The 21,368-nt window shown below is 77.3% G+C and carries 18 protein-coding genes; 6 read left to right on the top strand and 12 right to left on the bottom strand.

Annotated elements, in window-relative coordinates; genetic code table 11:
• Positions 1–139: 139 nt before the first annotated feature.
• Both ACI8AC_RS16660 and ACI8AC_RS16655 read right to left on the bottom strand, forming a co-directional pair.
• Positions 140–994, bottom strand: a complete 855-nt coding sequence (locus tag ACI8AC_RS16660) for a DUF2510 domain-containing protein (protein WP_456898937.1) — start codon at positions 992–994, stop codon at positions 140–142.
• 35 nt (positions 995–1,029) lie between these two features.
• Positions 1,030–2,445 (bottom strand): M20/M25/M40 family metallo-hydrolase, encoded by a 1,416-nt coding sequence (locus tag ACI8AC_RS16655; protein WP_456898936.1) that lies wholly within the window; start codon positions 2,443–2,445, stop codon positions 1,030–1,032.
• Positions 2,446–2,502: 57 nt separating this feature from the next.
• Between ACI8AC_RS16655 and ACI8AC_RS16650 the strand changes: the two genes are divergently transcribed.
• On the top strand, positions 2,503–3,330 hold the full coding sequence (locus ACI8AC_RS16650; protein WP_456898935.1) for an alpha/beta fold hydrolase: 828 nt from the start codon (positions 2,503–2,505) through the stop codon (positions 3,328–3,330).
• Positions 3,327–3,833: a GNAT family N-acetyltransferase gene (locus tag ACI8AC_RS16645; protein WP_456898934.1), complete on the top strand. Its 507-nt coding sequence runs from the start codon at positions 3,327–3,329 to the stop codon at positions 3,831–3,833. Before ACI8AC_RS16650 ends, ACI8AC_RS16645 begins: the two co-directional genes overlap by 4 nt.
• Before the next feature lie 42 nt (positions 3,834–3,875).
• On the opposite strand, the gene ACI8AC_RS16640 is transcribed toward ACI8AC_RS16645, so the two are convergent.
• The 9 genes from ACI8AC_RS16640 to ACI8AC_RS16600 all read right to left on the bottom strand — a co-directional run bounded on the left by ACI8AC_RS16640 (position 3,876) and on the right by ACI8AC_RS16600 (position 16,312).
• The gene (locus ACI8AC_RS16640; protein WP_456898933.1) at positions 3,876–7,184 is read right to left on the bottom strand and encodes a UvrD-helicase domain-containing protein; all 3,309 of its coding nucleotides are present in this window, start codon (positions 7,182–7,184) and stop codon (positions 3,876–3,878) included.
• Positions 7,181–10,432 (bottom strand): ATP-dependent helicase, encoded by a 3,252-nt coding sequence (locus ACI8AC_RS16635; RefSeq protein ID WP_456898932.1) that lies wholly within the window; start codon positions 10,430–10,432, stop codon positions 7,181–7,183. The genes ACI8AC_RS16640 and ACI8AC_RS16635 overlap by 4 nt, the downstream gene beginning before the upstream one ends.
• Positions 10,433–10,497: 65 nt before the next feature.
• Complete coding sequence (locus ACI8AC_RS16630) at positions 10,498–10,830, bottom strand: MGMT family protein (RefSeq protein WP_456898931.1); 333 nt, start codon at positions 10,828–10,830, stop codon at positions 10,498–10,500.
• Positions 10,827–11,798, bottom strand: a complete 972-nt coding sequence (locus tag ACI8AC_RS16625) for a hypothetical protein (RefSeq protein WP_456898930.1) — start codon at positions 11,796–11,798, stop codon at positions 10,827–10,829. The genes ACI8AC_RS16630 and ACI8AC_RS16625 overlap by 4 nt, the downstream gene beginning before the upstream one ends.
• 87 nt (positions 11,799–11,885) lie before the next feature.
• The gene (locus ACI8AC_RS16620; protein WP_456898929.1) at positions 11,886–12,473 is read right to left on the bottom strand and encodes a TIGR03086 family metal-binding protein; all 588 of its coding nucleotides are present in this window, start codon (positions 12,471–12,473) and stop codon (positions 11,886–11,888) included.
• A gap of 118 nt (positions 12,474–12,591) precedes the next feature.
• Entirely contained in the window at positions 12,592–13,752 is a 1,161-nt protein-coding gene (gene moeZ, locus ACI8AC_RS16615; RefSeq protein ID WP_456898928.1) for an adenylyltransferase/sulfurtransferase MoeZ, read from the bottom strand.
• 143 nt (positions 13,753–13,895) lie between these two features.
• Entirely contained in the window at positions 13,896–14,090 is a 195-nt protein-coding gene (locus tag ACI8AC_RS16610) for a hypothetical protein (RefSeq protein ID WP_117377078.1), read from the bottom strand.
• A gap of 77 nt (positions 14,091–14,167) precedes the next feature.
• Entirely contained in the window at positions 14,168–14,923 is a 756-nt protein-coding gene (locus ACI8AC_RS16605) for a DUF3152 domain-containing protein (RefSeq protein WP_456898927.1), read from the bottom strand.
• Positions 14,924–15,253: 330 nt separating this feature from the next.
• Positions 15,254–16,312, bottom strand: a complete 1,059-nt coding sequence (locus tag ACI8AC_RS16600) for an alpha/beta fold hydrolase (protein WP_456898926.1) — start codon at positions 16,310–16,312, stop codon at positions 15,254–15,256.
• 68 nt (positions 16,313–16,380) lie between these two features.
• On the opposite strand from ACI8AC_RS16600, the gene ACI8AC_RS16595 reads away from it, so the two are divergent.
• Together ACI8AC_RS16595 and ACI8AC_RS16590 are read left to right on the top strand one after the other, a co-directional pair.
• Positions 16,381–17,028 (top strand): TetR/AcrR family transcriptional regulator, encoded by a 648-nt coding sequence (locus ACI8AC_RS16595; RefSeq protein ID WP_456898925.1) that lies wholly within the window; start codon positions 16,381–16,383, stop codon positions 17,026–17,028.
• Between the two features lie 96 nt (positions 17,029–17,124).
• Entirely contained in the window at positions 17,125–17,361 is a 237-nt protein-coding gene (locus ACI8AC_RS16590; protein ID WP_456898924.1) for a DUF3107 domain-containing protein, read from the top strand.
• A 153-nt stretch (positions 17,362–17,514) separates the two neighbouring features.
• Here the strand turns inward: ACI8AC_RS16590 and ACI8AC_RS16585 are convergent, their stop codons facing one another.
• Positions 17,515–18,171 carry a ferritin-like fold-containing protein gene (locus ACI8AC_RS16585; RefSeq protein ID WP_199522221.1) on the bottom strand — a complete coding sequence of 219 codons (657 nt, stop codon included), beginning with the start codon at positions 18,169–18,171 and terminating at the stop codon, positions 17,515–17,517.
• 423 nt (positions 18,172–18,594) lie between these two features.
• Between ACI8AC_RS16585 and ACI8AC_RS16580 the strand changes: the two genes are divergently transcribed.
• Both ACI8AC_RS16580 and ACI8AC_RS16575 read left to right on the top strand, forming a co-directional pair.
• Positions 18,595–20,130: a DEAD/DEAH box helicase gene (locus ACI8AC_RS16580; RefSeq protein ID WP_456898923.1), complete on the top strand. Its 1,536-nt coding sequence runs from the start codon at positions 18,595–18,597 to the stop codon at positions 20,128–20,130.
• A 113-nt stretch (positions 20,131–20,243) separates the two neighbouring features.
• On the top strand, positions 20,244–21,347 hold the full coding sequence (locus tag ACI8AC_RS16575; RefSeq protein WP_456898922.1) for an outer membrane protein assembly factor BamB family protein: 1,104 nt from the start codon (positions 20,244–20,246) through the stop codon (positions 21,345–21,347).
• Positions 21,348–21,368: the final 21 nt, after the last annotated feature.

Raw genomic sequence — 21,368 nt, 5'->3', positions numbered from 1 at the left:
GACTTCCCCGCAGTCGCGCCTCAGCGGCGGGCCCGCAGGGCCCCCGAGGAGGGACGCAGCTGCTCCGGCTCAGCGCGGGCCGGGACGGCACCTGGCCGCGTCGGGGGCCGGTAGGCCGACCGAAGTCACAGCGCGCAGCTCAGAGCACCTCGACCGCGCCGATCACCCGGTCGATGACGCCGTAGAGCTCGGCGTGCGTGTTGGGGATGGAGAGGTACAGCAGCGCCGGCGTCTCCCGGCCCACGTCGACGAGCAGCAGCGCGGCCCGCTCCCCGGTGGCGTCGTACCCCTCGACGTCCCAGGACAGGTCGAACGCGAGCACGTGGGCCGGGGCGCCGTCGACGGTGATGCCCTCGTCGCGCAGCACCCGGCGCTCGTTGGGGCCGGGGTAGTAGTTGAGCCGCACGCTGTCGGCGACCTGGGCGAGGGTGCCCTGCAGGGTGGTGGGGCCGGCGTACCCGAACTCGGGCGCGAGCGGCCCGGAGGTGCACTGGGCGATGAAGGTGCCGCCGTCGGGGGTGAGGTCCTGGGTGGTGAAGAACTGCCCGGCGACGGCGGTGGTCTCCAGCACCGGGCCGAGGTCGTACTCGTACCAGCCGTCCCCGAGGAACGGGTAGGCGATGCCGGCGGCCTCGTCGACGATCCGGACCGTGCCGGGCGGGAAGGTGGGGCCCGCGGGCACGGCGGGGCCGGCCACCGGCGGGTCGGCGTCCTCCCCGCCGGTGGAGAGCCCGACCACCAGGCCGACGACGACCAGCACCACGACGGCGACCACGGACAGACCCACCACCCACGGGGTGCGGCTGCGGGCCGGAGCCGCGGGAGGGGCGGCCGGCGGGGTCTGGACGGCGACCGCCTGGACCTGCACCCCGGGCCCGGCCGGGGTGGTCACGTCCGACCAGCCCAGGCCGTTCCACCAGCGCACGGTCCCCGGCGTCCCGTCCGGGTCGGGGTACCAGCCCGCCGGTGCGCTCGGCTGTCCAGGTCCGGTCACGGCGACACCCTAGGACGGCGACGTCCCGGCCGGGCTCAGCGCACGACCGGGACCCGCGCCAGTTCCCGCCACAGGTGGGCCGCCGCCTCCGCCCCGCGGTGCAGCATCGGCAGCAGGACCCGCTCGTTCGGGGAGTGGATGCGGTCGGTGGGCAGCCCCGCGCCGAGGAAGAGCAGCGGCGCGCCGAGGGCGTCGACCAGGTCGGCCTCGGGGCCGCTGCCGCCCTCGCGGGTGAACAGGACGTCGGCGGGGTCGGTGTCGAAGGCCTGCCCGATCGCGGCGAGCAGCGCGGCCACCGCCGGGGAGTCCAGGTCGCTGGCGCACGGGGAGACCCCGCCCGCGGGCACGTGGACGTCCGCCTGGATCCCCTCGGGCAGGTTCGCGGCGACCCACCCCTTCACCTGCTCGGCGAGGTCGGCGGGGCGCTGGTCGGGCACGAGCCGGAAGGTGATCTTGGCGTGCGCCTCGGCCGGGATGATCGTCTTGTGCCCGGGGCCGGTGTAGCCGCCCCACATGCCGTTGACCTCCGCCGTCGGCCGCGCGCCGATGCGCTCCAGGGTGCTGAACCCGGCCTCACCGGTCGCGGTGCGGGAGGCGGCCGGCCCGGCCAGCCAGGCGGCCTCGTCGAACGGCACCCGGCCCATGAGTTCCCGCTCCCGATCGGTGAGCGGCCGGACCGCGTCGTAGAAGCCGGGCAGGGTGACCCGTCCCTGGTCGTCGTGCAGCGCGGCGATCAGCCGGGCCATCGCGTGCAGCGGGTTGGGCACCCCGCCGCCGAAGGAACCGGAGTGCAGGTCGACGGCCGGTCCGCGCAGGGTGATCTCGGCATCGGCGAGCCCGCGCATCGCCACGACGGCGCTCGGGACGTCGGGCGCGGCCATCCCCGTGTCGCTGACCACGACGACGTCGCAGCGCAGCCGGTCGGCGCGCTCGCGGAGCAGGGCGGCGAAGTGCGGGGACCCGGACTCCTCCTCCCCCTCGACCAGCAGCTTGACCGTGACGGCGGGGCTGGTGCGCCCGGTCGCGGCCAGGTGGGCGCGGATGCCCAGCAGGTGGAAGGCGACGTTGCCCTTGTCGTCGATCGCCCCGCGGGCGTGCAGCTCCGGACCGTCGGGGCCCTCGACGTGGGTGGGCTCGAAGGGCGGGTGCTCCCACAGCTCGAGCGGGTCGACCGGCTGCACGTCGTGGTGGCCGTAGACGAGGGCCACGGGGGCGGCGGAGTCCTCGGCGGGCCACTCGGCGAACACCGCGGGCGCGCCGGGGGTCTCCCAGACCTCCACAGTGGGGAACCCGGTGCGGCGGAGCGCGTCGGCGAGCCAGGCGGCGCTGGCGGCGACGTCGCCGGAGTGCGCCGGGTCGGCGGAGATCGACGGGATGCGCAGCCAGGCGTCGAGGTCGGCGTGCAGGTCGTCGAGGTGCGCGGTCACGAAGTCGCGTTCAGGGCTGGCCACGGCGTCCGACGGTAGCGGCGCGCGCGGGCGCCGTCCGCCGGGGCTAGCGTCGCGGCCATGCCCGGAGAGCTGCTTCAGGTGGACGTCGGCGACCTCACCTTCGACGTCCGGGCCGACGGTCCGGACGACGGGCGGCCGGTCGTGCTGCTGCACGGCTTCCCGCAGACGTCGCTGTCGTGGGCGGCGGTCACCCCCCGGCTGACCGAGGCGGGGCTGCGGACCTACGCCGTCGACCAGCTCGGCTACTCCCCCGGTGCCCGGCCGGCCGAGGTGGAGGCGTACGCGCTGCCCAACCTGGCCCGGGTGACCGCCGACCTGATGAGCGCGATGGACGTGCCCGTCGCGGACGTGGTCGGGCACGACTGGGGCGCGAACGCGGCGTGGGCGCTGGCCGCGTGGCACCCCGACCGGGTGCGGTCGCTGACCGCGGTGTCGGTGCCGCACCCGACCGCGTTCACCGAGGCCTACCGCTCCGACCCCGAGCAGAAGGAGCGCTCCGGCTACATCCGGCTGTTCTGGCAGGAGGGCAAGGCCGAGGAGGTGCTGCTGGCCGACGGCGCCCGGCGGCTGCGCCGCATGCTCGGCGACACCGTGCCCGCCGACGAGTACGTGGCGGTGCTGTCCGCGCCCGGGGCGCTGACCGCGGCGCTCAACTGGTACCGCGCGATGAGCGCGGGGACGCCGGTCGACCCGGTGACGGTGCCCACGACCTACGTGTGGAGCGACGGCGACGTCGCCATCGGCCGCACCGCCGCCGAGGGGTGCGCCCGCTGCGTGACCGGCGACTTCCGCTTCGTCGCGCTGGAAGGGGTCAGCCACTGGATCCCCGAGGAGGCCCCGGACGCGCTCGCCGCCGCCGTCCTGGACCGGATCGCCTCGGCGTGACCCCCGCGGGCGCGGTGCGGCTCCGCGTCCCCACGGACGCCGACGCCGCGTCCTGGTCCGACCTGTTCGCCGACCCGGCGGTCATGCGGTACGTCGGGACGGGCGAGGTCCGGGACCCCGCCTGGTACGCGGCCTTCGTGCGGCGGCAGCAGGAGCTGGCCCGGGAGACGCGCCTGTGCCTCTGGTCGGTCCTCGTGGAGGACCGGGTCGTCGGCTTCGCCGGGATCCAGCCCTGGCCGCAGCCGTGGGGGCCCCGCGGCGAGTCGGAGATCGGCTGGCGCCTCGGGCGCCGGTCGTGGGGGCGCGGCTACGCGACGACGGCCGCGCGGATCGCCCTCCACCGGGCGCGGGAGGTCGGCCTGCCCCGGGTCGTCGCCCTGGTCCACGCGGACAACACGCCGTCCCTCGCCGTGGCGGGGAGGCTGGGCATGACGGAGGAGGCGGTGCTCCGGGCACCGGGCGGCGCGCCGGTCCGGCAGTTCGGCCTGGTCCTCGGCGGCTGACCGGGGTGCCACGGGCGCGTCCGCCGCGCCGTGGTGCCCCGCTCACTCCTCGGCGGTGCCGGTGACCAGTGCCAGCAGGCCGGCCTCGTCGAGGAGGTCGACCGGCCGCACGGTGACCCGCGCGGCCACGTGGTGGAAGCCGGCGCTGACCCGCTCGACGGGGACTCCGGTCAGCCGCGACCACCCCAGCCGGTAGGCGGCCAGCTGCACGGCGGCGGCGGCGAGCTGCCGGCCGGTGGGCGGCGGGCCGGTCTTCCAGTCGACCACCTCGTACCCGCCGTCCCCGTCGGCGAAGACGGCGTCGATCCGCCCGCGCAGGGTCAGCGGGCCCAGCGGCGTCTCGAAGGGGACCTCGACCTCCAGCGGCTGGCGGTCGGCCCACTCGCCGGCGAGGAAGGCCTCCTGCAGCTCGGCCAGCGCGCTGTCGGGCGCGGCCAGCGCGTCGCCGGAGCCGGGCAGCTCGTCGAGGTCGACCAGCCGGGCGGCGCCGAAGCGCTCCTCGAGCCAGGTGTGGAACGCCGTCCCCCGGCGGGCCTGCGGGGCCGGCGCGGCGGGCATGGGCCGCCGCAGCCGGCGGGCCAGCTCGGCCGGGTCGCGGCGGAGGGTGACCAGCTCGGAGACCGACAGGTGCGAGGGCAGCGGGACGTCGACCGCGGGGGCGGCCGCGGCCGCCCGCTCCCGCAGCAGCAGGTCGGCGTCGCGGACCCACTGCTCGACGACGGGGTCCCCGCCGAGCGCCGCCTCGGCGTCGAGCGGGTGCGGCGGGGTGCCGGCGACCAGCTCGGCGGCGGCGGTGAGGGCCCGGCGCCGGCCGGACGAGAGCGGGTCGGCCGGCCAGACCCCGACCGGCCACTCGGCCAGCGCGGGGTTCTCCGCCCCCTCCTCCGGCGCCGGTGCCCAGGCGAGGACCGTGCCGGCGCCGGCCTCGCAGGCCTCCCGGACCGTCTCCAGCAGCGTGGACGGGCCGTTCGGCCGCAGCCCGTCGCGCCACCAGCTCCCGGAGCAGACCAGCAGGGCCCGGGCCCGGGTCACCGCCACGTAGCCCAGCCGGATCTCCTCGCCGAGGCCGAAGGCCTTCCACTCCTCGACGTACTCCTCCAGGGAGGCCTTCACCGCCGCCTGGTCGCCCGACCCGGGCACGGGCAGCCGCCACTGCGGCAGCTCGGCCCGGTCGGTCGTGCGCAGGTCGACCGGCACCGCGCCCGGGTCCTTGATCCAGGAGTCGCTGGCCTGCGAGCGGGCCGGGAACTGGTCGGCGGTCATGCCGGGGACGGCCACGACGTCCCACTCCAGCCCCTTGGCCGAGTGACCGGTGAGCAGCTGCACCGCCTCCGGGTTGACGGCGACCTCGCCGGGCTCGAGGCCGCGCTCGCGTTCCTCGGCGTCGCGGAGGTACCCGAGGAAGGCCGGCAGCGAGGGCAGGTCGGCCAGCTCGGTGAAGTCGGCGGCGACGGCGTGCAGCGCGTCGAGGTGCGCCCGGGCACCGGCCGGGCTGACCTCCGGGGCGCTGGCCAGCTCGGTCTCCAGGCCGAGGGTGCGGGCCACCTCGTCGACGAGGTCGGGCAGCGACTCCCCGAGGCGGCCGCGGAGGGCCGACAGCTCGGCGCCCAGCCGGCGCAGCCGGGCGTGGCCGGCCGGCGAGTAGGCGGCGGGGTCCCCGGGGTCGTCGAGCGCCTCGACGATGCTGCCGCGCTCGGGTGCCGGCGCGGGCTGCCCCTCGGCGGGGTCCTCGGCGGCCGCGCGGCGGGCGTGCACGAGCGCCCGGGCGCGGGCCTCCAGGGCGGCCAGGTCGCGCGGGCCGACCCGCCACCGGGCACCGGTCAGCAGCCGGCCCAGGGCGTCACCGGCGGTGGGGTCGACCAGCACGGTGAGGGTCGCCACCACGTCGGAGACCTCCGGGACCTCCAGCAGGCCGCCGAGACCGACCACCTCGACCGGCAGGCCGCGCTCGCGCAGGGCCGCGGCGATGCCGGGCAGCTGCTTGCGGGTCCGGGCGAGGACGGCCACGGTCGGCGGCCGGCCGTCCGGTCGCCGGCCGACGACCGGGTCGGTGCCGTGCCAGCAGGCGGCCAGCCGGTCGGCCAGGGCCGCGGTCTCCTCGGCGACGGTGGTGTAGAGCCCCACGGTGACGGCGCCGCGCCCGGCGGTGGGGGCCGGCGCCAGGTCGGGCAGCGGGTTCTCGGGCTCCGGCAGGGTCGCGGAGACGGCGTTCGCCACCGCGAGGACGGCGGCGTCGTTGCGCCAGCTGGTGGCCAGGGTGAGCCGCTGCGCGGGCCGCCCGGAGGTGCCGGGGAACGTGCGGGCGAACCGCTCGATCGTGCCGGCCGAGGCGCCGCGCCAGCCGTAGATGGACTGCCGGGGGTCGCCGACGGCCAGCACGGGATGACCCGTGGCGCCGCCGAAGAGCGCCTCGAGCATGCGCAGCTGGCCGACGCTGGTGTCCTGGTACTCGTCGAGCAGCACGACCCGCCACCGGGCGCGCTCCCGGCGACCCACCTCCGGGGCGGCGACCGCGATCCGCGCGGCGGAGGCCACCTGGTCGGCGTGGTCGATGGACCCCATCGCCCGCTTGCGGGCCTCGAAGGCCTCGACCAGCGGCAGCAGGGCCACCCGGGCGCGCTGACGGGCGAGGACGTCGAGCACGTCCTTGTAGGGCCCCTTCTTCCGCGGCGCGTCGGGGTAGGAGGCGAGCCGCGCCTCCAGCCGGGCGGTCCAGGTGCGCAGCGCGTCGGGCGTGACGTCGTGCTCGCCCATCTCCGCGGCGAGGGCCAGCACGTCCTCGACCGTGGTGAGCAGCGAGAAGGGGACGGCGTCCATGTCACCGGTCCAGGCCGTGACCACACCGGTCGCCTGACCCCAGCACATCGCCGGGCCGAGCACGCCCGCGCCGGGCTCGACGCCGATGCGCAGGCCGTGCTCGGCGACCAGCGAGGCGGCGTACCCGTGGTACGTGGCGACCGTCGGCTGCGCCACGGCGAGCCGCTCGCGCAGCTCCGGCTCGGTGTCGGGGTGGCGGGCCAGGGCGGCCAGCCGGAGCCGTACCCGCTCGCCGAGCTCGCCGGCGGCCTTGCGGGTGAACGTCAGCCCCAGCACCGCGTCGGGCTCGACGACCCGGTTGGCGACCAGCCAGGAGACCCGGGCGGCCATCGTCTCGGTCTTCCCCGACCCGGCGCCGGCGACGACGACGAGCGGCCGGTCGGCGGGGGCGGCCACTACGCGGGCCTGCTCCTCCGACGGGGCGTAGGACAGCCCGCAGCGCGCGGCGACCTCCGCGGGGGTCAGCACCCGGTGCGGCTCGGGGACGGCCGGGACGGCGTCGGGCAGCAGGTCGTCGAACGGCAGCTGGCTCACCCCGTCACCTGCCGGCCCCGCTCGTGCAGGGGGCAGCTGCGGCGGGCCGGGCAGCGCTGGCAGTGCGTGCCGGAGCGCACCTCGAAGGCCGCGGCGCCCATGCCCTCGCCGACCTCGGCGACCAGCTGCCCGGCCGGTGTCGCCTCGAGCGGGACGTCGGCCGGCAGCGGGTCCTGGCGCTGCTCGCGGGCCTTGGTCCCGGTGCCCACCTGGAGCAGGGCGGCCCCGCCGGGCACCGTGCCGTGCTCGGCGAACCCGCCGGCGGCGACCGCGACCTGGTAGGCGGCGAGCTGGCCGTGCTGCTCGACGTCCTTGGCCGACGTGCGGCCGGTCTTGAGGTCGACGACCAGGAGCCGGCCCTGCTCGTCGCGCTCGAGCCGGTCCACCTGGCCGCGGATCCGGGCCCTGCCGACGACGACGTCGACGTCGGCCTCGGCGGCGACCAGCTCGCGGCGGTTGGCCGCGTGCCAGCGCAGGAACCGGTCGAGCATGTCCCGCGCGGCGGTGCGCTGCCGCTGGTCGGCCCAGCCGGGGCCGAGGAAGAGCAGGTCGAGCTCGGCGGCCAGCGCGTCGCCCGCCTCGGCCGGGGGCAGCCCCTCGGCGACCCGCTGCGCGACCGCGTGCACCGCCGAGCCGACGGTCCGCGTGGTGTCCGGGGACGCCTCGGCGCCGACCGCGCCCAGCACCCAGCGCAGCGGGCAGCGCTGGTAGGTCTCGATGGCCGACGGGCGCACCCGCACCGGCTCGTCGGGTGGCACGAGGGGCGCGTCGTCCGACAGCGGGGCCAGGCCCCACCAGTCGGCCGGCGCGGCCCCCGGGACACCCTCGGCGGCCAGCCGGCGCAGCACCGCGGCGGCCGCCGACCGGCGCCCGGCGGGCGTGTGCGGGTCGGTGAGCGCCCGGCGCAGCTCGGCGACGAGGGCCGGCAGGGTGAGCGAGCGCGGCAGCTCGGTCAGCGGCCGCCCGTCGTCGGGCGGCGGGGCGACCAGGTCGAGGAAGCGCGAGGGGGTGGCCCCGGCGTCCGGACCGTCGAGGGCGCCCTGCACCGCGGTGACGACCAGGCGGGTGCGGGCCCGGGTGCAGGCCACGTAGAACAGCCGGCGCTCCTCGGCCAGCGCCAGGCTGCGCCGGTCGACCGCGGCGGAGTCGACCCCCGCCACCCGCTCGACGAGCACCTCGGTGCCGAGCAGGGAGGCGCGCTCCCGCAGGTCGGGCCACACACCCTCCTGCACGCCCGCCACGCAGACGACGTCCCACTCCAGGCCCTTGGCGGCGTGCGCGGTGAGCAGCCGGACCGTCTCGGCCCGCCCGCCCGCCGCGCCGTCGCCACCGGGCAGCTCCTGGGCCGACAGGTGGGCCAGGAACGCCCGCACGTCGGCCGAGGGCAGCCGGTCGACGAAGCCGGCCGCGGCGTCGAACAGCGCCACCACCGCGTCGAGGTCCCGGTCGGCCACCGCACCGGCGGCTCCCCCGGCCGCGCTCGCCCTCGCCCAGCGCCCGGCCAGCCCGCTGCGCTGCCACATCGCCCACAGCACGTCCTCGGCGGAGCCGTCGGCGGCCAGCGCGACGCGGCCCGCGGCGAGCACGCCGGCGACCCGCCGGGCCGGGCGGGCCACGTGCTCGGGCAGCCGGTCGAGCAGCAGCTCGTCGGCGAGGGCGGTCGCCAGCGGCGCACCGCGCTCGGCGGCGTCCACCCCCTGCTGGGCCAGGGCGATCCGCGCCGCGCGGCGCAGGCGGCGCAGGTCGAGCACCGTGGCGCCGCCCAGGGCCGAGGTCAGCAGCGCCTCGGCGGCGGGCTCGTCCGGGCCGGGCGGGCTGCCGTCGCCGTCCGGCAGCAGGGCGTCGAGCGCCAGGAGGAACGGCGCCACGGCCGGCTGCGCCGACAGCGGCAGCTCGTCGGAGGCGACCCCGACCGGGACCCCGGCCGAGGTCAGCGCGCGGCGCAGCGGGACGAGCGCCTGCGCGGTGCGGACGACGACGGCCATCTCCCCCCACGGGACGCCGTCGAGCAGGTGCGCGCGGCGCAGGACGTCGGCCAGGTAGGCCGCCTCCACCGCCGCGGACCCGAACACGTGCACCTCGGCGACCCCCTCCGGCCCGTTCCCGGCCGCGCGCAGCCGGCGGTGCTCCCAGGGGCCGGGCAGCCCGTCGGCGACCACCCGGCTGACCCGCAGCAGCTCCGGGCCCATCCGCCGGCAGACCCCGAGCGAGAGCCGGGCGGCGGGGCGGCCGTCGACGTGGCGGAACCGGGTCGGGAACTCGGTCATGCCCCGCGGCTCGGCCCCGCGGAAGGCGTAGATCGCCTGGTCCGGGTCACCGACGGCGACCAGGTTCCCGCCGCGACCGGCGAGCAGGTCGAGCAGCTCCACCTGGGCGGGGTCGGTGTCCTGGTACTCGTCGACGAACAGCCACCGGGCGCGCTCCTGCTCCTGGCGGAGCAGCTCGGGGTCGGCGGCGAGCTCGGCGATCGCCTCGCGGACCAGCTCGGCGGGGTCGAAGCCGGAGGCGTCACCGCGCCCCGCGGTCGCGAAGGCGGTGACCGCCTCGTACTGCTCCTGGAACGCCGCCGCGTGCACCCAGGCCTCGTGCCCCGACTCGCGGCCCCAGGCGGCCAGCAGCTCCGGGCCGATGCCCCGTTCGGTGGCGCGCAGCAGCAGGTCCCGCAGCTCGGCGCGGAAGCCCGCGGTGGACAGCGCCGGCAGCAGGGCGGCCGGCCACCGCACCGCCCCCTCCTCCTCGAGGTCCCCGCGCAGCAGCGCGGCGACCACGGCGTCCTGCTCGGCCGCGGTGAGCAGCCGGGGCGGGGCCTCGCCGCGCAGCAGCGCCGCCCGGCGGAGGACGCCGTAGGCGTAGGAGTGGAAGGTGCGGGCCGGCGGCTCGCGGACGGTGCGGGCGACGCGGGCGGTGACCCGCGCGCGCAGCTCGGCGGCGGCCTTGCGGCTGAAGGTGAGGACGAGGACCTGCTCGGGGTCGACCCCGCGGTCGATGCGCGCGGCCACCGCCTCGACGATCGTGGTGGTCTTGCCGGTGCCCGGTCCGGCCAGCACCAGCAGCGGGCCGCCGGGGTGGTCGACGACGGCCTGCTGGGTGGCGTCGAGCCGGGGCGGCGCGGCCGGGGTGGTCGTGGCCGGGGTGGTCGTGGCGGGGACCAGCCGGTAGACCGGCGCGGTCGTCTCCCCGCGGCGCCCGGCCGGGTCCACCCGGTGCGCCGCCCCGGTCCCGTCCGCCGTCTCCCCCCGCTGCGCCACGCCAGCGATTGGAGCACGGGCGGCCGACGCTCCCGGGACGGGGCGCCCGGCGTGTGGCGGACGGCTCAGGGCCAGCCGACGGCACCGAGGTCGACCCGGCCGCCCCGCACCGGGACACCCTCACCCGCGAGCAGCTCGAGCTGGTGGGCCCGCACCGGCTCGGCCGCGGTGCCGTCCGCCCGCACGACCCGGTACCAGGGGACGGCCGCGCCGCCCTGGGAGAGGGCCCGGGCCACCCGGCGCGGGCCCACGCCCACGAGCCGGCCGATGGCCCCGTAGGTGCTGACCCGGCCGGGCGGGATCCGCTCGACGGCGTCGAACACGGCCTCGTCGACGTCCTCCGGGTGCGCGGAGGCGCCCGGGGACCGTGGTCCGCCGGGCGCCTCCGCCGGGCTCACAGCAGGTAGTCGCTGTTGGTCGTCCACCACTGGTACAGCGTCGCCAGGTCGGCCTGGGTGCTGCCCGGCGCGGCGACGATGCCCTCGACCAGCGCGGCGTCGTCGGTCCAGTAGATGATCACCGCACCGTTCTCCGCGTCGATGGTGCACCCCACCAGGCCGGTGTTGGTCTCCGACTGCCAGGAGGTCACGCCGGTCGCGGTCGTGCAGTCCTGCCCCTGCGGGATGTCGGTGATGCCGGCGGAGGAGACGTCGTTGGTGAACACCGTGTCCAGCGTCTGCTGGTCGGGGTAGAGGTAGAACTCGGCCTGCTGCGGCCCCGGCTGCGTCGTGCTGGCACCGCAGGTGGCGTGCGCGAGGTCCCCGTCGCCGGCCGGCTCGGCGAGCTCGCAGTCGGTGAAGTCGGCCGGGAGGATCCCCAGGAAGTCCGTGTTGCCCGGGATCGGCTCGCTGGGTGGTGCGGTGGTGGTCGGCGGCGGTGCGGTGGTGGTCGTCGGTGCCGCGCTGCTGGTCGTGGCGCCGGTGGTGGCGCTCGGCGTGGCGGTCGTGGCCGTCCGCTCCCCGTCGTCGCCCCCGAGGGTGAGCCAGAGGACGACCCCCACCAGCGCGGCCACCAGGACGGCGGCCACGATGCCGATGACGAGCCCGCGCCTGCCCCCGCCACCGCCGGGTCCGCCCGGCGCCCCGTACTGCTGCGGCTGGCTGTAGGGCCCCGGCGGGCCTCCGGGCCCCGTGGGCCCGTACTGACCGGGCTGCCCGTACTGACCGGGCTGCCCGTACTGACCGGGCTGCCCGTACTGACCCGGCTGGCCGTACGGACCGGGCTGCTGCGGCTGACCGTACGGACCGGGCTGCCCCGGCTGCTGCGGCTGGCCGGGCTGGCCCCAGCCGCCCTGCCCCGGGGGCTGCTGCCCCCACCCGCCCTGTCCGGGCTGCCCGTGCGGGCCCTGGCCCGGTGGCTGACTCATGGGGTCCCCTCCTGTAGACGCCCGCGCAGCTTAGGGCGGATCGGGGACGTCGGACCCCCCGACCCGCCCGCCGGGGGTCCACCGCCGTCAGCCGCGGCGACCGAACCGGGCCAGCAGGCGGGTCCGGGCGTCGGCGCCGGGCGGTGCGGGCAGCGGCGGGTCGACGAGCCCCGGGATCCCGTCGGCGCCCAGCCGCTCCTCCGCGTACCGGGTGGCCGCCGCGACCAGCTCGGGGTCCAGGCGGGTGTCGCCGCCCACCGCCCGCGCGAGGTCCCAGGCGTGCACGGTGAGGTCCGCGGTCATCTCGGTCAGGTAGGCGTCGGCCGGCGTCGGGCCGGAGGAGAGCCGGACCGTGCGGTCGAGGACGGCGGGGTCGGCCCAGGCGGCGAGGGCGGTGTCGGCCGCGGTCTCCCAGGCGGCCAGCGGGTCGGACCCGAGCAGTTCCCGGGTGCCGGTGGGGATGCGCGGCGCGATGTCGTCCACCTGCTCGCCGGCCAGCAGCGGCGGCACCCACAACTGCTCAGCGGTCAGGTGCGCGACCAGGTCGGCGACGCTCCACCCCGGCAGGGCGGGGGTGTCCCACTCCCCCGGCTCGACGGCGTCGACCCGGTCGGTGAACTGGGCCTGGGCGCGCTGGAACAGCAGCAGGAGGTCGGCGTGGCCGGGCTGGGGCATGCGGTCAGTCAAACGCAGCCGGGCCCCGGTACGCGCGATCGCGTACCGGGGCCCGAGAAGGGACCCCCTCCCTGCCCACGACACGCTCCGCGCCGCGGGCCCCGGGGACGGGGGCCGATCAGTAGGTGGGCAGCGTCTTGTCGATCCGCGTGGCCCAGGCGGTCACGCCGCCCTGCACGTGCACCGCGTCGGAGAAGCCGGCGTTCTTGACCGCGGCGAGCACCTCGGCCGAGCGGACACCGGTCTTGCAGTGCAGCACGATGGGCTTGTCCTGCGGCAGCGAGGACAGCGCCCGGCCGGAGAGGATCTCGTCCTTGGGGATGAGCGTCGCGCCGGGGATCGACACGATCTCGTACTCGTTGGGCTCGCGGACGTCGATGAGCTCGAAGTCCTTGCCGGCGTCCATCATGTCCTTGAGCTCGTCGACGGTGATCGTCGAGCCGGCCGCCGCCTGCTGGGCCTCGTCGGAGACGACGCCGCAGAAGGTCTCGTAGTCGATGAGCCCGGTGATGGGCTCGGCCTCCGGGTCCTTGCGCACCTTGATGGTGCGGAAGGTCATCTCCAGGGCGTCGTAGACCATCAGCCGGCCCAGCAGCGTCTCGCCGACGCCGGTGATCAGCTTGACCGCCTCGGTGGCCTGGATCGCGCCGATGGTCGCGCACAGCACGCCGAGCACGCCGCCCTCGGCGCAGCTGGGCACCATCCCGGGCGGCGGCGGCACCGGGTACAGGTCGCGGTAGTTGGGCCCGTGCTCGTCCCAGAAGACCGAGACCTGGCCGTCGAACCGGTAGATCGAGCCCCAGACGTAGGGCTTGCCGAGGAGCACGCAGGCGTCGTTGACCAGGTAGCGGGTGGCGAAGTTGTCGGTGCCGTCGACGATGAGGTCGTACTGGCCGAAGATCTCCATCACGTTGTCGCTGTCCAGCCGCGTCTCGTGCAGCCGGACGTCGATCAGCGGGTTGATCTCCTTGATCGAGTCGCGGGCGCTCTCGGCCTTGGACCGGCCCACGTCGGAGGCGCCGTGGATGATCTGGCGCTGCAGGTTCGACTCGTCGACCACGTCGAACTCGACGATGCCCAGCGTGCCGACCCCGGCCGCGGCCAGGTACATGAGCACCGGCGAGCCGAGGCCGCCGGCGCCGACGGCCAGCACCTTGGCGTTCTTCAGCCGCTTCTGACCCTCCATCCCGACGTCCGGGATGATCAGGTGCCGGCTGTAGCGGCGGACCTCGTCGATCGACAGGTCGGCGGCGGGCTCCACCAGGGGTGGCAGGGACACGAGCGGCTCCTTGGGTTCCTCGACATCGGCCCGCGGGGGCCGGCGTTCGTGGGTACAACCGCGTGCCGTCCCGCCTGATTCCCGACGGAGCCGTCCCGGCGGCCCGTGGCGGCCCGGGCACGACGCGCCCGGGCCGCGGTCGCTCAGCTGCGGGCGGCCATCCGCTTCACCGTGCCGACGACGTAGACGACCGACAGCGCGAAGAACAGCGCACCGATGACCGCCCGGACGTCGTCGTCGGCCACCCCCGCCCTCCGCGCCACCGGGGGTGCCACGGTGTCGGCGACGCGTGCGCGCCAGCCCTTGAGTCCCGACTTGCCCAGAGAGATCGTGTCCATGCCGTCCCCCTACCCGCCACCGGCGCCTCCGGCACGTGGCCCGGCCGGTGGGCCGCCGGGGTCAGGGGGAGGGCCAGTCAGGGGAAGGGCCAGGCGTTCCTCGTGCAGCCCTCCAGGGCGAGGGTCTGCTGCTGCATCACCGGGGCGGGCCGGCCGGGGCCGGGGCAGGGCTGGTGGCCGTTGCCGAGCGCGTGGCCGACCTCGTGGTTGACGACGTACTGCCGGTAGGTCGCGATGTCGCCGTCGTAGTGCGGGACGGCGGTCTCCCAGCGGGCCAGGTTGATGACGGCGCGCTCGCCGTAGCGGCAGGAGGTGTACCCGCCGGTGCCCACGCCGGGGCAGTAGGTCTCCATGCTGCCGGGGCTGACCAGGCTGACCCGGAAGTCGTACTCCCCGGCCGCGACCTGCTCGGGCCCGACCCGCTGGAAGGACATCCGGCCCCCGGCCCCCCACGAGCGCGGGTCGCCCAGGGTGGCCTCCACCGCGGCGGCGAAGGCGGCGCCGTCCACGCCGATGCCGTCCTCCACCTCGACGACGAAGCGCTGCAGCGGGCCGCTGCCGTGCACACCGGAGCTCCCGGGGACGACGGTGACCGTCCCGGCCCCCTGCTCGACGTAGCGGGGCCCCCCGGACGGAGGGGCCTCGGTCGCGGTCGGTCCGGCGTCGCCCTCGGCGGTCCCGGCGGTGGGCGCGGCGGTGGGCGTGGTCCCGACCCCCTCCACCTCCGCCTCCGGGGTCGCGGCCGCCGTCGCCGCGGAGGTGCCCGCACCGGCGACCCCGCCGGTGCCGCGGCCGCCGAGGGCGAGGTCCGCGAGGGCCAGGACGGTGGCCACGGTCAGCAGCGGGATGGCGTAGGCCCGCCACCCCCAGCGGTGGACGAACCGGCGGGCCCGGCCGGGCGGCCGCGAGCGACCGGCGGGACGGCGGGGCGGGGGTGACGCGGGCCGCTCCCCGGCTCGCGGGCGGCCTGCGGGGGGTGGCACCGGTGGCCGCGCCGACTGCACGGCCGGCTGCCGCCCGGGCGTCCCCCGTCGCTGGGCCGGCCCCCGGTCGGCGGCTGCGTCCGCGGGGGTCACCGGTTCAGGCTCTCACGGCAGGCAGGCTCCCGTGGAGACCCGTTCGACACGACGCGTGATGGACCGACTCGTCCGGGTGACGACCCGTCAGGTCGCCGGCGGCGCGGCCGCGCCGTCCCCGCCGGCGGCGTCCTCCGCGAGGGCCAGGACGGCGCGGGCGGTCGGCTCGGCCGCCTCCATCATCGCCACGTGCCCGACGCCCTCCAGCAGCAGGAGGCGGCTGTCCGGCAGCGTCGCCGCCAGGCGCGGCGCCAGGGCGGGGCTGACCAGCCGGTCGCGGTCGCCCCACACCACCAGGCTGGGCAGGTGCAGCCGTGCGGCGGTCCGCCACGCCCCGGCCGGGCCGACGCGCAGGTAGGAGCGGATCAGCCCCCGCATGCTGCGGGTCAGCGCCGCGGTCGCCCACGGCTGCTCCGCGCGCTCGCGCATCTCCTCCAGCACCTGCTGCAGCCGCTCCCGCGGGATGCGGCGCGGGTCCCCGAAGCACATCTGCGCCATCCCGCGGACCTGCTGCTCCGGGGTCACGCGCGCCATCCGCCGGTCGGCCAGGGCGGGGACGCCGGGGAGCAGGAGCAGCAGCAGCTCGCGGCTGAAGGCCTCCGGCACCCGGTAGACCGGCATCGCCGGCGAGACGAGGGTGAGGGTGGCGACCAGGTCGGGCCGGCGGGCGGCGGCCAGCAGCGACACCAGCCCGCCGAGGGAGTTGCCGACCAGGTGGACGGGTCGGCCCGCGCCCGGCCCCGGCTCGGCGGACACGCACGCGAGGACGTCGAGCACCGCCGCGACGTGACCGCGCACGGAGTAGGACCGGCGGGCCGGCGGGTGCGAGCGGCCGAAGCCCGGCAGGTCGAGCGCCCACCCGTCGAAGCGGACGGTCAGCAGCGCGGCCAGGTCGGTCCAGTTGGTCGACGCGCCGCCGAGGCCGTGCACGTACAGCGCCCGCTCCCGCGGTGCGCCGTCGTCCGCCCCGCCGACCGGCCCGGTCCACGGCGTCCGCCGGACGAAGACCTCGCCGCCGCGCACGCGCACCGGCCCGCCCGGCCACGGCGGCGGGAGGGCGCCGGGCCGCGGCAGGTGGGTGGCGGCCAGCCGCGCCCGGCGCTCCCGGGGGACGTCGTCCGCTGCGGGTGGGGTCGCCTCGGGCACGGGGCCGACGGTAGGTGAGCACCCGCCGGGCCGCGCCGCGGGTGACCCGCCGGTAACATCTGCGCGTCATGCAGCTGCCCCGGTCCATCCCCGCGCCCGTCCGGCGGTCCTCGCGCCTGCCGCGCAGCGCCCGCCGGCTGCAGCTGCTGCAGGCGGCGCAGGAGGTCTTCGTCGCCCAGGGCTTCCACGCCGCGGCCATGGACGACATCGCCGACCGGGCCGGGGTCAGCAAGCCGGTGCTCTACCAGCACTTCCCGGGCAAGCGGGAGCTGTACCTGGCGCTGCTGGAGCAGCAGGTCACCGCGCTGACCGAGCGGGTGCGGGCGGCGATGGCGGGCACCGACGACAACCGGACCCGGGTGAACGGCGCGGTCGGGGCCTACTTCGACTTCATCGACGCCGAGGGCGAGGCCTACCGGCTGGTCTTCGAGTCCGACCTGCGCAACGACGACGACGTCCGGGAGCTCGCCGATCGCGGGCACCGCGCCTGCGTGGAGGCGATCGCCGAGGTGATCGAGGCCGACACCGGGCTGGACCGCGAGCGCTCGCTGCTGCTGGCCTCGGGCCTCACCGGGCTGTCGGAGAGCAGTGCGCGGTGGTGGCTGCCGAACAAGGGCAGCGTCTCCCGCGACGAGGCGGTCGAGCTGCTGACCGCGCTGGCCTGGCGCGGCATCTCCCGCTTCCCGCGGCTCGGGGACGGCGAACCCGGGCACTGAGCGCCGTTCGCTGACGGCGCAGTCGCGTGCCGGGTCGCCCCGGCGGGCGCTGGACTAGCGTGGTCGGCAGCCGCGCAACCCGAGGAGGCATCCCGAGTGGAAGTCAAGATCGGTGTCCAGCACTCCCCCCGTGAGTTGGTCATCGACAGCCCGCAGACCCCCGACGAGATCGCCACGGAGGTGGCCAAGGCCATGTCCGGCGCCACGAAGGACGGCCTGCTCACCCTGGTCGACGAGCGGGGCCGGCGCGTCCTCGTCCCGGTCGACCGCATCGCCTACGTGGAGATCGCCCAGGCCGACCAGCGCCGGGTGGGGTTCATCGCCGGGGCCTGAGGGCCCGGGCCCGGCCCCCCTGCAGGATCCCGCCGCGAGCTCGCGAGCGGCGGCGGGCAGGGGGTCCTCCGACGGGGCGTCGTCCGCACCGGACGGCGCCCCGTCGTCGTGCCCGGCGGGTGCGCTGCCCCCCGCCCCGGCGCTCGAGGCGTCTCAGGGGTTGAGGCCGAGGGTGCGCATCCGCTCGGTGTGCGCGGCGGTGATGCGGTCGACGAGGCGGGCCACCCCGGCGAGGTCGCCGGTGCCCGCGATGATCAGCTCGGCGAGCTGGTCACGCTCGGCGATGACGGCCTGGGACTGGCTGATCGCCTCACCGACCAGCCGCCGGCCCCACAGGGCCAGCCGGCCGGCCACCGTCCGGTGCGAGGCGATGGCCGCCCGCACCTCCCGGACGGCGAAGTCCGCGTGCCCGGTGTCGGCGAGCACCTCGAGGATGAGGCCGCGGTCGGGGTCGGGCAGGAAGGCGGCGACCTCCCGGTAGAAGTCGGCGGCGAGCCCGTCGCCCACGTAGGCCTTGACCAGGCCCTCCAGCCACGTGCGCGGCCGGGTGCTCTCGTGGAAGGCGTCCAGCGCCCGCACGAAGGGGGTCATGGCGGCGGTGGGGTCGGCACCCAGCTCGGCCAGCCGTGCGGTGAGCCGCCCGTGGTGGCCGAGCTCGGCGGCGGCCATGCGGGCCAGGGCCGCGTGCCCCTCCAGCGTCGGGGCCAGCCGCGCGTCCTCGGCCAGCCGGTCGAAGGCCGTCAGCTCGGCGTAGGCGAGCACGCCCAGCAGGTCGACGACGGCACGCTGGTCCACCGCATGCTCGGTCACCGTTCTCCCTCCCCGTGGATGGCCACGCCTGCCCCGGACGGGTGGTCCCCGTGGGCGGAGGCAGCGCGGCGCGCCGAGGTTATCGGCTGCACGGGCTACCATGGGAATGTGCGGGCCCCCGGGTCCGCTCGTGTATCTGTGCGCTGACGACCGCTGGACGACGCCCCGAGGGCTGTCTCCCGGGCGCGTGACGCCCGGTCTGCTGGCCGCGTCGGCGCTGGAACCGCTCCCGCGACACCCGACCGGGACGCGTGCGCAGGCGGCCGGACCCCGCCCGCCGCGGAGGCGTCCCCCAGCAGACCAGAGGCGAGAACACTGATCCAGGACCAGACCCCGAACACCCCCGACCTCGAGCACGCCGAGAGCGGCGCACCGGCCCCCGAGCAGCTCGAGCAGGCCGTCGAGCAGCTCGGCGGCGCCCCGGTGACCGAGGACGCCCCGCTGTTCAGCGACTTCGACGTCCACCCCGGCATCGTGGCCGCGCTGGCCGACGTCGGCATCACCCGGACCTTCGCCATCCAGGAGCTCACGCTCCCCCTGGCCCTGGCCGGCAACGACCTCATCGGCCAGGCCCGCACCGGCACCGGCAAGACCCTCGGCTTCGGCGTCCCGATGCTGCAGCGCGTCGTCCCCGCCGCCGAGGGCGGCGACGGCGTCCCGCAGGCGCTGGTCGTCGTCCCGACCCGGGAGCTGTGCGTCCAGGTCGCCCGCGACCTGTCCACCGCCGGCTCCCGGCGCGGTACCCGCGTGCAGGCCATCTACGGCGGTCGGGCCTACGAGCCGCAGGTCCAGGCGCTGCAGTCCGGCGTCGAGGTCGTCGTCGGCACCCCCGGGCGGCTGCTGGACCTCGCCCAGCAGGGTCACCTGATCCTGGGCAAGGTCCGCACGCTGGTCCTCGACGAGGCCGACGAGATGCTCGACCTGGGCTTCCTGCCCGACATCGAGCGGATCCTCGGCATGGTCCCGGCGCAGCGGCAGACGATGCTGTTCTCGGCGACGATGCCCGGCCCGATCGTGAACCTGGCCCGCCAGTTCATGACCCAGCCGACGCACATCCGCGCGCACGGCAACGACGAGGGCTCGACCGTCCCGCAGACGACGCAGTTCGTGTACCGCGCGCACAACCTGGACAAGCCCGAGCTGCTCGCCCGCGTGCTGCAGGCCCGCGGCCGCGGGCTGGTGATGGTCTTCTGCCGCACCAAGCGCACCGCGCAGAAGGTCGCCGACGAGCTGGTCGACCGCGGCTTCGCCGCCGCGGCCGTGCACGGCGACCTGGGGCAGGGCGCCCGCGAGCAGGCGCTGCGCGCCTTCCGCAGCGGCAAGGTCGACGTCCTGGTCGCCACGGACGTCGCCGCCCGCGGGATCGACGTCTCCGGCGTCAGCCACGTCGTCAACTACCAGTGCCCCGAGGACGAGAAGACCTACGTGCACCGGATCGGCCGCACCGGCCGCGCCGGGCAGGAGGGCGTCGCGGTCACGCTCGTCGACTGGGACGACGTGCCCCGCTGGCAGCTGATCAACAAGGCGCTCGACCTGGACTTCGAGGAGCCGGCCGAGACCTACTCGACCTCGCCGTGGGTCTACGCCGACCTCGACGTGCCCGAGGGCTCCACCGGGCGGCTGCCGCGCGCGCAGCGCACCCGCGAGGGCCTCGACGCCGAGGTGGTCGAGGACCTCGGGGAGACCGGCAAGCGCACCCGCTCCGGCGGCAGCGGCCCCGGGCGCGAGGACGACGCCAAGCCGGCCGGGGGGCGCTCCGGCCGCCCGCGCCGCCGCACCCGCGGTGGCGGTGCGGCCACCGCGGCCGCCGGCACCGGGTCCGACGCCCCGGAGGCGGCGCCGCCGGCCGAGGCCGACGCGCCCTCCGGCTCCTCCGGCGAGAGCTCGGGGCGCTCGGGTCGCCGCCGGCGTCGCCGCCGCGGCGGGGCCGGTCGCGGCTCGGCCGAGCCCGCCGCCTGAAAGAGGACCCCCCTGCCCCCCGACGCTCGCGAGCTCGCGCCGGGCCCCTGCAGGGGGGCCGTCACCCTCCGGTTCCTGCACGGTCGGAGCGGATCTCCTGGAGGTGGTCGGTGATGCGACCGCCGGTGCGGGTGTGGGTCTGGACGGCGGCCACGCTGGCCCTCGTCGTGGTGGCCGCCCTGCTGTGGCGCGGATCGGACGCCGCGGCCACGGTGAGCACCACCGCGCCCCCGGTGGACGCCCCCGCCGGCGACCTGCAGACGTCCCTCGGCACCCTGTGGAGCGCGCAGGCGGCCGGTCCCGTGGCCGTCGCCGGCGCCCGCGTCCTCGTCGCCGGCGAGCACGGGGTCCGGGCGCTGGACCCGGTCACGGGCGCCGAGGCGTGGCGGTACACGCGCGCGAACGCCCGGCTGTGCGACGCCGTGGTCGTCGACGGGCGGGTGGTCGCGGTCTTCCGCACCACCGGCCGCTGCGACGAGGCGGTGGCCCTGGAGGCCGGCACGGGCGTGCGCGCGTGGACCCGCAACGTCACCTACGAGGCCGGCGTCCGCCTGCACGCGACCGGGGGCGTGGTCCTCGCCGTCGGCAGCACCGGCGTGGTGACCCTCGACCCCGGCGGGGGCGGCACCCGGTGGCGGCAGTCGACCCCCGCGGGCTGCACCGTGGGCGGGGCGGACGTGGGCGCCGCCGGCGTCGTCGTCCTCCAGCGCTGCGACGGGTCGCCGGCCCCGCAGCTGCGGCTGTTCGACGCCTTCGACGGCACGCCGCGGTGGACCCGGGACCTGACCGACGCCACGAGCACCGTGGCCGCCGTCTCCGAGCTCGTCACGGTCGCGGGGGACGCCGCCGTGGAGTTCCTCGCCGCCTCCGACGGGAGCCCGCTCGGGACCCTGGACGCCGGCGGGGACGACGTCCTCGTCACCGCGGTCGGGGACACCACCCTCGTGCTGGCCGGCGGCACCGTCTCGGCCGTGGACCCTGCCGGTGCGGTGCGCTGGGAGGCGCCGGGGGTGGGCCTGCCGTCCCCCCGTCCGCAGGCGCCGGCGGACGGCGTCGTCCCCGTGCCGGAGGCCGGTGCGGTGGTGCTGCGCGACCTCGCCGGGGGCGCGGAGACCGGCCGCTCCGCCGCACCAGGGTCGGCCGGTGACGGCTTCGTGGACCGGGTCGGCCCGGTGCTGCTCACCCGGCAGGCCGACCGCGTCACCGCCTGGGGCTGACCGGCGGCGCCCCGCGGGGTT

This window comes from Geodermatophilus sp. SYSU D00758 (assembly GCF_054049955.1).
Note: the sequence above shows the minus strand (reverse complement) of the source record. Positions and strands in the feature narration are given on the sequence as shown.